Annotated in this window: 8 protein-coding genes and 2 pseudogenes; 3 read left to right on the top strand and 7 right to left on the bottom strand. The window is 72.0% G+C overall.

Going from position 1 to position 12,869, the window contains the following annotated elements; genetic code table 11:
• Positions 1-129: 129 nt before the first annotated feature.
• The 4 genes and pseudogenes from EUC46_RS11985 to EUC46_RS11970 all read right to left on the bottom strand — a co-directional run.
• Positions 130-1,053: pseudogene (locus EUC46_RS11985) on the bottom strand (MFS transporter); the annotation flags it as partial.
• 181 nt (positions 1,054-1,234) lie between these two features.
• Positions 1,235-2,734: an NCS2 family permease gene (locus tag EUC46_RS11980; RefSeq protein WP_421701832.1), complete on the bottom strand. Its 1,500-nt coding sequence runs from the start codon at positions 2,732-2,734 to the stop codon at positions 1,235-1,237.
• A gap of 174 nt (positions 2,735-2,908) precedes the next feature.
• Positions 2,909-4,735: a DUF3027 domain-containing protein gene (locus EUC46_RS11975; RefSeq protein ID WP_241655570.1), complete on the bottom strand. Its 1,827-nt coding sequence runs from the start codon at positions 4,733-4,735 to the stop codon at positions 2,909-2,911.
• A gap of 130 nt (positions 4,736-4,865) precedes the next feature.
• Positions 4,866-7,187, bottom strand: a complete 2,322-nt coding sequence (locus tag EUC46_RS11970; protein WP_128774390.1) for a helicase-associated domain-containing protein — start codon at positions 7,185-7,187, stop codon at positions 4,866-4,868.
• A gap of 245 nt (positions 7,188-7,432) precedes the next feature.
• On the opposite strand from EUC46_RS11970, the gene EUC46_RS11965 reads away from it, so the two are divergent.
• Positions 7,433-9,121, top strand: coding sequence for a DNA repair helicase XPB (locus EUC46_RS11965; protein ID WP_128774389.1), 1,689 nt, complete (start codon positions 7,433-7,435; stop codon positions 9,119-9,121).
• A gap of 34 nt (positions 9,122-9,155) precedes the next feature.
• Here the strand turns inward: EUC46_RS11965 and EUC46_RS11960 are convergent, their stop codons facing one another.
• Positions 9,156-10,040, bottom strand: coding sequence for a type 1 glutamine amidotransferase (locus EUC46_RS11960; protein WP_128774388.1), 885 nt, complete (start codon positions 10,038-10,040; stop codon positions 9,156-9,158).
• A gap of 80 nt (positions 10,041-10,120) precedes the next feature.
• Entirely contained in the window at positions 10,121-10,666 is a 546-nt protein-coding gene (locus EUC46_RS13190; protein ID WP_164918833.1) for a hypothetical protein, read from the bottom strand.
• Here EUC46_RS13190 and EUC46_RS13495 point away from each other — a divergent pair.
• Positions 10,557-10,823: pseudogene (locus tag EUC46_RS13495) on the top strand (hypothetical protein); the annotation flags it as partial. The gene EUC46_RS13190 and the pseudogene EUC46_RS13495 overlap by 110 nt on opposite strands.
• A gap of 20 nt (positions 10,824-10,843) precedes the next feature.
• Here the strand turns inward: EUC46_RS13495 and EUC46_RS13185 are convergent.
• Positions 10,844-11,704 carry a hypothetical protein gene (locus EUC46_RS13185; RefSeq protein WP_241655569.1) on the bottom strand — a complete coding sequence of 287 codons (861 nt, stop codon included), beginning with the start codon at positions 11,702-11,704 and terminating at the stop codon, positions 10,844-10,846.
• A 16-nt stretch (positions 11,705-11,720) separates the two neighbouring features.
• Here EUC46_RS13185 and EUC46_RS11950 point away from each other — a divergent pair, with 16 nt between their 5' ends.
• Positions 11,721-12,443, top strand: a complete 723-nt coding sequence (locus EUC46_RS11950; protein WP_128774386.1) for a hypothetical protein — start codon at positions 11,721-11,723, stop codon at positions 12,441-12,443.
• Positions 12,444-12,869 lie beyond the last annotated feature (426 nt).

Genomic DNA, 12,869 nt, shown 5'->3' with positions numbered 1-12,869 from the left:
CCAGCGCGACACCCCCGAACAAACATACGACGCGTTCCTTGACTACATCACCAGCCGCACCTTTGACTACGACTTCGAACACCTACCAACAACGCCCCCCGACAACGATCTTGTTTAAAGCCGGCCACAGTAGGTGGGCATGAGGGCCATGACCAGGGTGGCGACCCCCAGAGCGAGAGCGGCGGCCAGGACTGTGCGCACCCGCGGGGAATCCCGACGGGCCGCCAGCAGGGAGCCGCCCAGGGAGCCAACGGCGAAGATGGAGGAAATGGTCCCGTAGGCCTCGGACTCCAGGTCAAAGGCCGACCGGACCATGGCCGCCATGAGGACCTGGAAGTTGAGGGTGAGCATGGAGATCACGCAAATCACCGCGATAATGATCACCAGGTCGGGCCGGTGGCGCACATAGGCCAGCCCCTCGCGGACTTGCCCCTTGGCCCGATGCGCCCGGGCTATGGGGCGCAACTGGTCGACGCGCATGAGGACCAGGGCCAGGGTCGGGAAGAGGAAGGTCAGGGCGTTGACGGCGAAGACCGCCCCCGGGCCCACCCAGGCGATCACTACTCCGGCCGCCGCCGGACCCAGGAGGCGGGCGGCATTGAAGGAGGCGGAATTCAGGCCCACGGCATTGGCCAGGGAATCAGGCGGCACCATGCGCGCCACAAAGATCTGTCGCGCTGGAGAGTCGTAGGCGGAGGCAACGCCGGACAGGAGGGCGGCCGCGTAGACGTGCCACAACTGCACGGTGCCGGTCATGACGTCAATGGCCAGGACGGCCGAGACCACGCCCATGGCCGACTGGGTGAGCATGAGGAAGCGGCGTTGGTCAACCCTGTCGGCCACCACCCCGGCGTGCGCCGAGAGGAGCAGGACGGGCAGGAATTGCAGCGCGGTGGTGATCCCGGTGGCCGAGGCGGAATCGTCGGTGAGGATGCGCAGCACCAGCCAGTCCTGGGCCACGCGCTGCATCCAGGTGCCGGTGTTGGCCACCAGGGCGGCGACGAACCAGATCCGGTAGTTGTGGAAGCTCAGCGACTCGAATGTTCTGCTCACGGTGGCGCTCGCTCCGGGGTCGTGCTGCAGGTCGGCGACGCCTGCGGGTGCCCTGATCGTAAGCCCGCCCCCGCCGGCCAGCCGCCCCTGTCCCACCCACACGACAACAAAATCCTCACAGCACAACAGCCACGGACGTTGTGCTGTGAGGATTTTGTTGTTCTGGCAGTGCCTGCGTCGGCTAGCTAATGCCGAGGATGGCCTTGATGGGTGTCAGGGTGAAGTAGACGACGAAGAGCGCCGCGGTCAGCCACATGAGCGGATGGACGGTCTTGGCCCGTCCCCGCGCCACCTGGACAACGACGTAGGTGATGAAGCCGGCCCCAATACCATTGGTAATGGAGTAGGAGAAGGGCATCATAATGATGGTCACGAAGGCGGGGATGGCCAGGTCGGGGCTCTTCCAGTCGATCTCCGTGACCTGCATCATCATAAGGAATCCAACAATGACCAGGGCCGGGGTGGCCGCCTCGTAGGGAACCATGGAGACCACCGGGGCGAGGAAAACCGAGAGCAGGAAGAGACCGCCGGTAACCACGTTGGCCAGGCCCGTGCGCGCCCCCTCACCCACGCCCGCCGCGGACTCCACATAAGAGGTGTTGGAAGACACACCGCCGGCACCACCGGCAATGGCGCCCAGGGAATCCACCACCAGGATTTCACGGGTGCGCGGCGGATTGCCCTTGTCGTCGAGGAGCCCGCCCTCGGCGCCAATGGCCACCATGGTGCCCATGGTGTCGAAGAAGTCGGCGAGCATGAGGGAGAAGACCAGGAGGATCACCGAGACGGCACCCAGCTTGTTCCAAGAGCCCAGCAGCGAGAAGTGGCCCAGGCCCGATAGATCGGGCATGGCCACGGGGCTGCCGGATAGGCCGGGGACGCTCAGGGCCCAGCCGGTGGGGTTGAGCTCGCCGAATTCGGGGTTGTCGTTGTAGGCCCCCAGGTGGGCGATTGACTCAATGACCACGGACACAACCGTGGAGGTAATGATGCCGATGAGGATCGCCCCGCGCACCTTGCGGATATACAGGACAATGGTCAGGAATAGGCCCAGGAGGAAAACCAGGACCGGCCAGCCCTGCAGCGAGCCGCCCAGGCCCAATTCCAGGGGCGTGCCACCGGCGCGCACGACCTTGGCGTCCACCAGGCCGATCAGGGCGATGAACAGGCCAATACCTACGCTAATGGCGGTGCGCAGGTGCGGGGGCACCGCCCGGAAGACGGCCTCACGGAAACCGGTGAGGACCAGGACGAGGATGATGACGCCCTCAATGACGATCAGGCCCATGGCGTCGGCGAAGGTCACGCCCTTAGTGCCCACGATCGTGTAGGCGACCATTGCGTTAATGCCCAAGCCCGCGGCCATGGCCAGGGGGTAGTTGGCGGCCACGCCCATGAGGATGGTCATGACACCGGCTATTAGGGCCGTACCGGCGGCGATTTGCGCCTTGGCCACATCCAGGTCCCCGCCGCCGGCCAGGGCGGTGCCCAGGATGAGCGGGTTGAGGACCAGGATGTAGGACATTGTGAAGAAGGTGACGACGCCGCCGCGCAGCTCGCGACCCAGGGTCGACCCGCGTTCGGAGATGTGGAAGAAGCGGTCCAGCGCCGAGATGGACGTCGAGGCTGTTGAGGGATGGGACTGGGAGGACACAGGTGTCCGGGGATTGCGTGTGCTCACGTCCCAGGATTCTCGCAGACGCCGCGCACGTGGAACCAATCCTCCCCCGGATTTCGCCTATTCGATTCCCCGGGCCTTGCCCGTTCGTACCCGCTCGGCCGGCTCCGGACATCAAGAACTGCGCAGAATTCCGGGGAATTGAGCGACGCGACGCGGCAGGATGCAGCTGGCGGGTCAGTCGCGCTGGGGCAGGATCGCCTCGAGCTCGGCCAGAGTCCTGGGGGCGGAAGGGCGCTCCTGCGGGGCGGGGCGGGCGGCGAGTTCAGCGGTCAGATCGGCGACGGCGTCGCGGGCGGAGGCGGCGCGGGCGCGGCGCTCCTCCTCAGGGTCGGGCTGGGCGCCCTCCTCACTGGCGGCCCCGGGCACGACGGCGGGGGGCGCCGCTCCCGCCCCGTTTGCGTCAGGGCCCCCGGTCGCCCGGGCAGTACGGGGTTCAGCGGTCGGCGACTGCTCCGCGGTGTCGTCCGCGGTGTCAGGAGCGCCGAGGCCCGCCTCATCCGGGGCGGCTGAGGTTAAGGCCTCACCTGGGATCGACGGGTCTTCGCTGGGGCCCGGCTCCACGCCCGCCCCAGTGGAGCCCTCGCCCTCCGGGTTGGAGGACTCTGGGGCGAAAGACTCGACCGGGGCCGGGGAGGCCTCGGCGGTTCTGAGCTCAGCGGGCTCAGGCTCGGCCGTCCCCGGCTCCCCCGGCTCCCCCGGCTCGGCGGCTCCTGCCGGCTCGGCCGTCCCCGGCTCCCCCGGCTCGGTTGCTCCTGCCGGCTCGGCCGTCCCCGGCTCCTTCGGCTCGGCGGCGGGCCGTCCCTTGCCGGCGTCGGTTGCCGGGTCGTTCTCGGAGGCGTCCCCCGGCGCCGATGACTCACCCGGGGCGGCCGGCGCCCCGCCCCGGGCCGGAGCGTCCTCAGGGGCGCCCGTGACACGGTCCGTTCGGGTCAGCCGCCCGTCCCGGGCCGGTACATCCTCCTCAAGGGCACCCGGCTCGTCAGCGCCTCCAGCGGGCTCGGATCCGACCTGCTCCTCCTCAGTGGCTTGCGCCTTCTCCTTCTCCTTCTGGGCGATTTCCTTCCGGGCGATCGACTTCGCCTCAGCGGCCTGCTCCTCCTGGGCGGCCAACTCGACCTGGGTCAGCCCATTGCGCAGCGTGACACCGTCGGTGCCAATGACCTCCATGCGCCCCTCATCCACACGTGAGGGGGTCACGGGCCACTCAGGGCCCTGGTCGGGCAGGTCGGTCTCAGAGTGCGCGCCGCAGCCGTGATCCAGGGAGACCACGCGGCCGTCGTCAGCGGCCCACTCGTTGGCGCACACGCCGAACATGGAGCGCATGGGCCCGGCCAGGCGCAGCAGGAAGCCGCAGGTGGAGCATGGGGCGTGAGCCTTGCGCACGCCGTCGGCGTTAGGGCCATGATCACCGTCGTACCAGCGCTGGGCGGCCTGTTTGACACCTTCGGGGCTCAGGACCCGGGCGCGCCCCAGGTCGAGCTCATCCAAGGCGACAGCATCACCCTCCTCCTCTCCGGTGGCCTCCCATCCGGGCTCAAGACGCTCGTCGGTCTCGCGCTTGGGCAGGCGATCGGAGCGGGAGACATCACTGGGCATAAGCCGATCCGCCCAGGGGATCCAGGCAGGCGCCAGCAGCGCATCCTCACCGGGCAAGAGCTCCATTTCACAAACAGTGGCGGTACGCCCGCGCGGTGGACGGGTCAGGGTCACGGCCCAGCGCCACCCCCGGTAGCCGGGCATAGCGCAGTCGAAGAGGTGGGTAATAAGACGCTCACCGGCCGTGCGCGCTGCGACGTGGTCGGCCACAGCCCCGGGGGCGGTAACCTGCTCCAGGGTCCGCTGGGCCAAGGCAATGGCGGCGGCGGAGCTGAGTGTCCTGTCCTTGGCCGCCTGGGCCTGCTCGGAGGCGGAGGGCAGGGCCCCCGCCCGCTCCTGGGGGCCGGGGGCTGCGAGCGACACGCCCGCAATGGGTGTTGACTTCTCAGTCACTGCATCAGTCACGCCATCCAGTGTAGGGGCGCCGCCTGAGAGGCCGCCGCGAGGCCCCCGCGGACGCCGCCGCCGCGCCCCTCAGGCGGGCTCCCCGGGACCAAGACCTTCCGGGCCCCCGTAGCTCAGGCCCCCGCGTCCCTCAGGCCGGTTCCACCGACACAATCCGGTGAACCGCCACCGTCAGCTCGGTCTCGCGCGCAATATCGGCCAAGCGCACCCGTCCGGCTTCAACGGCCAGGACCCGCACCCGGCGCTCCTGCACGGCGCCGTCGGGGCCGGCCAGGCGCAGCCGCAAACGAGTGCGGGAGGCCTGGGCCTGGCGCAGCAGTGCCAGGGCGTGGACGGGATCGGTGGCGGCGCCCGCCGGCTCTCCGGCGGCACGGCGCTCCTCCTCCCCGGCGCGCAGTCGCCCCACAAGCGCGGCGAGCTCGCGCGGGCTGGGACTGCGCCGGCGCACGGTGTACTCCCCGCCGGGGCGCGTCGGCGCCGGGGCCCGCCTCCCCGGGGTCGCGGGGGTGGGGTCGAGGATGAGCCGTCCGGTGGAGTCCTCCATAACGGGGGCCAGCCCAGTGGCACGCAGCTCGCGCAGCACCTGGCCACTGGGCGCCGCGCACAGCAGCACGCCAGGGGCGACCTCGTCCAGGCGCAACCCGGCCAGACGGGCGTCAGCCAGCAGCCCGGCGGCCACGGCCGGGTCGGCCACACGCAGCACCGACGACGTCGCCCGCACACGCACGGCCCCGTGGCGCCTGGCGGCGTCCTCCACCAGGACGCGCAGGGCGCTGGGCAGGGGCGACGGGCTGGGGCGGGCCAGGGCCTCCAAAAGCGTCGCGGCGTCGTAGCCGGCGTCCAGGGCGCCGCGCACCGACTCGGGAGTGAAGCGCACCCCCAGCGCCGCACCGCGAGATTCGACAACGGCGCAATTCTCCAGCAGGGCCGACAATTCGGGTGCAGGGCGGCCCGGGACAATGGCGGTGAGATCGGACTGCACCAGGAGAAGATCGACGGCCTCGGGCATGTCCCCGGCCAGGGCCTCCTCCAGGGCGGCGCTCAGGGCCTCCGGGTCTCCGGGGGACTCCTGGTCGCGCAGATGGGCCGCCAGGACCCGCCCGGAGGCCGACAGGGCGCCGCCCCCGGTCACGCCCAGGAACTCGGCCTCGGCCAGGACGGCGGTGACCGCTCCTTCCGGGACGGGGCGGCGAGGCCGGGCGAAGGTCAGTGCGGCGCGCACGAACGCGGGCGTCACCACGGCACCGGGGGGCAGGGAGTCCATGAGCAGCAGGACACGGCGTCGCAGACGTCGAGCCCAGCCGGCCTCCACCTCGGCGTTGAGAACGGCGCGCAGCACGCCGTCGTCGCCGCGGCGCCCCACCAACCAGGGGGTGCGCGCCGAGACCGCCCAGGCCGCCGCCAGGGGCGCCCAACGCTCGGGCACTGAACCTTCCAGCCACTGCCCGGCCCGCGTCGAGGGCATCCATGTGGCTCCGGCGTCGTCCAGGCCCAGCAGCCCGGCTCCGGCGGCGAGCTCTATCACGGTGGCCGCCGGGCCCGGCTCCAGCCCCAGGGCTTCAGCCGTGCGGGCCAGAGGGCGCACCCCGACCCCGCCGGCGCGCAGGATCGGCGCACCTTCGCGTCCCCACTCGTGCAGGAGGACGCCCACGAGCCGAACGGCCTCTTCGGCGCAACGTGCCGACTCGGCGGCCACGGCCCGGGGCGGTGAGACCGGGAGCCCCTGGGCCGGCTCGGGCTCCAACGGCCTGCGGGTCAGGCGCCCCTCCCGCAGGGCCAGGCCGACCTCGCGGGGCAGAAGGTAGCGGGTTGAGCCATTGGCGCGGCCGGCGCGCTCCAACCAGCCGCGCGCCAGAAGCTCCTCAGCGCCCCGGGTGCGCCCATCACTGCGCAAAGTACCCACCGGCGGCCCCCAGGTCAGGGCCTGGAGCATGGCTAGGGCCGGGGCGCTCAGGGGCGCGTTGGGCTCGGCGGCCCGCTCCTGGAGCTCGACCAGGGGCGGGGGCAGTTCGGCGGGGGGCCGGGTGGCCGGTGGGCCGAGCCCAAAGGGGTGGGGCCCGAAGGCGTCAACCAGCCCGGGCACCGGCAGCCCCCCAACAATGAGAACGAGCTCGCGCAGCCGCGTCAGCCGGGCCGCGACCTGGTCGGCGGGCAGGGGGAGATGGTCGGCGATGCCCTCGGGGCTGTCCGTCCCCAAAGCCACGACCGCCTCGGCCACCGCCAGGGTCGGGGCGTCCAGGCCGGCCAGGGCGGCCTCCACGCTGGCGCGAGCGCTGGCACGGGCGGCCAGGGCGGTGAAGGAGGACGACGGCGCGGCGCTCAGGTCGGGGCGGGCCAGGAGGAAGGCGGCGACCTGCCGGTCTGCGAGCGCGCCGAGATGGGCGGCCACCGCTTCGGTGCGGGCGACCGCAGAGGACGCGTCCGGCGTGCCGGGAACCTCCTGGGCACTCATCCAATCAAAGGTACCGCCATGCCCACCCGCCGCGCACCGGCTGCGTCCTTCCGCCGCTCCCCCGCGGCACTACTCCCCCGCGACCGCGCCCCGCCACCCGCGGCCGCGCCCCGCTCGTGGCGGTGCCCGAGGGCGGCAGGACGCCGATAGCTACTCCCTCGCGACCGCGCCCCGACGCTCTTGCCGGGAGCGGGGAGGGGACGTCCGGGAGCCGCGGGCGGGGCGGCAGTGGAATACTCCCTCGTATGTCTTTCTCCGCCTCTAATGCAGTGCCGGACGGACCCTTGATCGTCCAGAGCGATAAGACCATCCTGCTGGAGGTCGCCCACGCCGACGCTGACACCGCCCGTCGCGCCATCGCTCCCTTCGCCGAGCTGGAGCGGGCCCCCGAGCACATGCACACCTACCGGATTACGCCGCTGGCCCTGTGGAATGCGCGCGCCGCGGGCCTGGACGCCGAGACGGTGGTCCACACCCTCATTACCTACTCACGCTTCCCGGTGCCCCACTCCCTGCTCACTGAGGTGGCCGAGACCATGGGCCGCTACGGGCGCCTTCAACTGCTGGCCGATCCGGCCCATGGCTTGGTCCTGCACACCACGGATGTGCCGGTTTTGGAGGAGGTGCTGCGCTCGCGCCGCACCACGGGGCTGCTGGGGGCGCGCTTGGGGGAGGAGGACGTCGTCGTTCACCCCTCCGAGCGCGGGCACCTCAAGCAGGTCCTCATTAAGCTGGGCTGGCCCGCCGAGGACCTGGCCGGGTACGTCGACGGCGAGGCTCACCCCATTGCCCTGCGCGACGACCCCGCCGGCGCGGCGGCGGGGGCGCCGGGCGCCTTCGCCTTGCGCCCCTACCAGGTGCAGGCGGTGGACGCCTTTTGGGCGGGGGGCTCGGGCGTGGTCGTCCTGCCCTGCGGGGCGGGCAAGACGCTGGTGGGTGCCGCCTCCATGGCCCGCAGCGCGACAACAACGCTCGTCCTGGTGACCAACGCCGTCTCGGCGCGGCAATGGAAGGAGGAGCTCATGCGGTTCACCTCGCTGAGCGCCGAGGAGATCGGGGAGTACTCCGGCAACCGCAAAGAGGTCCGCCCGGTGACCATCGCCACCTACCAGGTGCTCACCACCAAGCGCAAGGGCGTCTACCCGCACCTGGACCTGCTGGACTCCCATGACTGGGGCCTGATCGTCTACGACGAGGTCCACCTGCTGCCCGCCCCGGTCTTCCGCATGACCGCCGATCTTCAGGCCCGCCGCCGTCTGGGCTTGACCGCCACCCTGGTGCGCGAGGACGGGCGCGAGGACGAGGTCTTCAGCCTCATCGGCCCCAAGCGCTACGACGCCCCCTGGAAGGACCTGGAGAACCAGGGGTGGATCGCCCCGGCGGTGTGCACTGAGGTGCGCCTGACCCTGGACGCCGGCGAGCGCATGGCTTACGCCACCGCCGAGAAGGAGGACCGCTACCGCCTTGCGGCCACGGTGCCCGCCAAGTTGACGGTGGTCGACCGGTTGTTGGCCCGCCACGCGGGAGAGTCGGCGCTGGTCATTGGCCAATACGTCGACCAGCTCACCGAGATCGCCGAGCACCTGGGGGCGCCGTTGATCACGGGGGCCACCACGGTGCGTGAGCGCCAACGGCTCTACGACGCCTTCCGCGCCGGGGAGGTCAGAACACTGGTGGTTTCTAAAGTCGCGAACTTCAGCATTGACCTGCCCGGGGCCAGCGTGGCCATCCAGGTTTCGGGCTCCTTCGGCTCGCGACAGGAGGAGGCCCAGCGCCTGGGGCGGATCGTGCGCCCCAAGGAGAGCGGGCGCCAGGCGCACTTCTACGCGGTGGTCACGCGCGACACGGTGGACCAGGAGTTCGCGGCGCACCGCCAGCGCTTCCTGGCCGAGCAGGGCTACGCCTACGAGGTGGTCGACGCCGGGGACCTGTAGGCGACGAGGAGACGGGGCGTCATCCTCTCGGGCGTCAGCCGCTCGCAGCCCCGCCGGAGCCCGTGCCGGCGCGGCGGGCGCTCGCGGCCCGGGCGAGGACGCGCGCGAGGGCGCGACCGAAGGCCCGGATGACCGGGTCGACCTTCTCGGCCTCGACGCGGGCGGCGCGACCGGCCTCGGCGGCTTCGGCGGGCAGGGACTGCGCGCTCATCGCCCCGGCCTCCTCCTCGCCGGCGACGACGCCCAGGCGGCGGGCGTGCGAGCGCGCCATCCAGTACTCGATGCGCTCGGGGTTTGACTCGGGATGGTGCTGAAGAGCGGTGAGCCCGCCGGCGCACCAGGCCTGGACGGGGGCGCCCTCGGAGGAGGCCAGCAGGGTGGCTCCCTGGGGCAGGCGGACGACGCCGTCGTCGTGGGAGACGATGACGGGCAGGCGGGTGCCGCCGTGGGTGGGGATCCCGGCGCGGACGGCCGCACGCACGGCCTCGTCGACGATCTCGCTGAAGACGGGGTCCTCGCGGGCGGCCTCGGTGAGGCAAAGGGAGACGATGCCGCTCTCACCGCCGTGGGGCGAGGGGACGGCGGTGGCGCCGCCGAGGGCCTCGGCCGCGACCTGGGCGCCCAGGCAAATGGCGACGGCGGGCACGCGCTCGTCGACGACGCGGCGCAGCAGGGCGCGCAGGTCCGCGAGCCAGGGGTGGTCGGCGTCGTCGTGGGCGCTCATGGCGCCGCCGAGGACGACCAGGCCGTCGCCGACCTCGTCGAAGGAGGGGACGGCCTCGCCCCTCCAGAGACGCACCACCTCCAGCCGGGCGCCCTCGGCGAGGAGCCACTGCCCCAGCCTGCCGAGCGGTGCGAACTCCTCGGGCTCAATGACCGTGATGACCGGCCGGCCGCCAACGTCGGGATTCTCCGTCATAGGCAGTATTGAGCCGGAGGGTCGGTCGTTCCGCCAAACCCGGGGGAAGAGACGGGCCGCGGAGCGCGGGCCGCACGCGCTCAGCGCCCGCAGCCGACCCGGCCCCGCCGGACCGGGTCGGCTTGCCCTTGGGGGCCGGAACCGGGAACGATAGTGATCGTGCGCACACCACGCAACTCTGAGTGCTCCCTGCTCCTACGCACCGCCCGCGCGCTCCTAGACGCGCCGAACACGCGGCGCGCCCTGGCCGGCGCGCTGCTCGTCGCCGCCCTGCTCCCCGGGGCGCTCCTGGCGGCGCCCTCCACGGCACTGGCCGCCGCATCCGCCCAGGCGGCCCCGCCCGCCGCACTACCCGCCGAGGTGACCACCACCAGCACGGACCCCGGCTGCGCCGTCAAAAGCGAGGAGCCAGAGAGCTCCTGGAGCAACAGGACCGCCGACACCACCGACAAGCTCTCCGACTGGTACACCGACGCCGCCGGGGTCCTCGACAAGCAGGCCGTCAGTGAGGCGGTCCTGGCCCTGGAGGAGGAGCGCAAGATCGTCATGTACATCGTCACCTGCGACCACTCCCCCACCGACGGCGTGGACGCCTGGGCCGACAGCATCTGGAACCAGACCTTCATCGCCAGTAGGAAGGCCATCGACTCCCCGGGTTACGTCCCCGCGCGCAACGTCGTGCTGCTCGTGATCGACACCGAGGCCGGCGAGTACGCGTGGCGCGTCGCCGACGGCACCAGCATCGCCTCCTACCGCACCTCCGCCATGGAGAAGGCGCTCGTCGAGGGCCAGGCCGAGGGCGGCTACTCGGCCGGCGTCGTCGCGGCCGCCAATGCCCTGCGCACGGCCCGCAACCCGTGGGTCGCGGTGCCCTCAGCGCCGCCCGGCCCACTCAGGCGCTGCGCGTTCTCGAGGTCCCTGCTGATGGACCGGATCCGGTCCGGCAGGGCCTGCTGCGCACGCCGGACCTCCCTGTCGACCGTTCGAGCCGTGGTCGTCAGGCGCTGGGCCTGGTCCAGGAGCACCTGGGCGAGCCGGCTGCGCTCGACCGCCTGCCGCGCCCGGCCCTCGCGGTCGGCCTGCCGCCCCTCCTCGACCGCCCGCTCCGCCTCCGCCAGGCGCTCGCGGGCCTCGCCCAGCTGCTTGCGCGCGTTCTCGACGGCCCCGGCGGGCACGGCGGCCAGGGCGTTGATGACCTCCTCCGCGGCGGCCGTCGCCTCCCGGGCCAGCGCCACCCGTTCGGCGGTTGACTCCAGCACCTGGGCGACATCGGCCTGCTCAGCGCGCAGGGCGGCCACCGCCTTGTCCTGCGTGGCCAAGAGAGCCTGCGCCCGGGAGGCCCGCGTGCGCATCGTCTTCACGGCGTCGAGGCGCCTCGACGAGCCCAGGACCGTCCACTCCAGGGAGCGACTGGCCTCCAGGCCCTCGGCGACGAGCCCGGAGGCCTCCTCCAGGGCCCGGGCGTAGGGGAGCGTCTCCTCCGTCCCCAACTGGGCGACGGCGTAGGCGAGGTCGTCCGCCCGCGCGCGCACCGCCTCGTCGGCCTCGACGAGCGCGGTCATCGCCGCGGCCTCGCTCTCGCGCTGCCGTTCCTCACGGGCGCGTCGGGCGCGGTCGTCGGACCAGGCGCGCCAGCCCTTGCGCCCCAGGACCACTGCGGCCACGGCGACGAGGAGGATGATGCCGCGTACGATCCACGGGACGGCGGCGCCGGCGCTGGGCGCCGGCCCGCGCCCCGGCGCCGTCCTGGACCCGGAGGTGCTCGGTGAGGCAGTGGGCGCCGCCATCGCGGCCCGGGGCGCCGCGCTGGAGGCGGGCGACGCGGACCCGCGCGAGCTCCTTGAGGCTCTCAAGGAGGCCGAGGAGCACCTGGACACGGTCGTCGACCCGGCCCGCCAGGCCGAGGAGCGGTTGGCCCGCGCGGTCCGGATCCTGCCCTTCCTCCACAAGGACCTCGACCGGCAGGTCAAACAGCTCCGAGCCACCCTGCAGAGGGCGGGCCGCTACGTCGGCTCCCAGGCGCGCGCCAGCCTGGCCGACGCCGTGGACCTGGGCGAGCAGTCGCGCCGGCTGGCGGACGCCGATCCCGTGCGGGCCGTGGCCCTGGCGCGTCAGGGGACCGCGGCCGTCGGCGAGGCGCGCAGGATGCTGGAGGCCGACCTCGATCGGACCCGCCCGAGCTACTGGGACAGCCCTCTGCCCGTCGGCAACCGCCGGGACCGCTGGTTCGATTCCCAAGCGCGGGGGTGGGGCAGTGCCTGGGGCGCAGGATGGGACTCCGGCTCGTCGTCGCGCCGCGGCTCAGGGTCCGGCGGCTCGTACTCCTCGGGGTCGTCGCGCTCCTCGGGCGGCTCGCATGGGGGCTCGGGCTCCTTCTCCTCCGGCGGCCATGGCCGTTTCTGAGCGCCGCGCCCGGATGCCCATTGTCGACTTCTATGGGGTATGGTACGTGTGATCTATCCCTGATCGATGGTGTGATCGACCGCACACGAAAATGAGATAAGTATGATCTCTCAATCATATCCCTGCCATGCCGCGACGACGCCGACGCTTGTAGGGGCGCTGTCGTGACTTACGTGAGCATGAATCCCGAACTGATGCTGGCGCTCATCAATAACCTGACTGACAGGGCGGCGTGCATCCAGGAGGAGCGTGGGGTTATTCGTCGGGCGAGCGAGGACAACTCCAATGGCGACACCCCTCCGGCTTGGTGTCAAGGGGTGGAAGCAACGAGGAGGCGTTCGAAGGCTTCTCGTGGGGTGAGGTAGTTCAGGGTGGCGCGGGGGCGTTCACCCGTGTTCTTCGGCGATGGCGGTCAGGTAGGGCTGG

Source organism: Actinomyces oricola (genome assembly GCF_004104015.1).
Classification (GTDB): Bacteria; Actinomycetota; Actinomycetes; order Actinomycetales; family Actinomycetaceae; genus Actinomyces; species Actinomyces oricola.
Note: the sequence above shows the minus strand (reverse complement) of the source record. Positions and strands in the feature narration are given on the sequence as shown.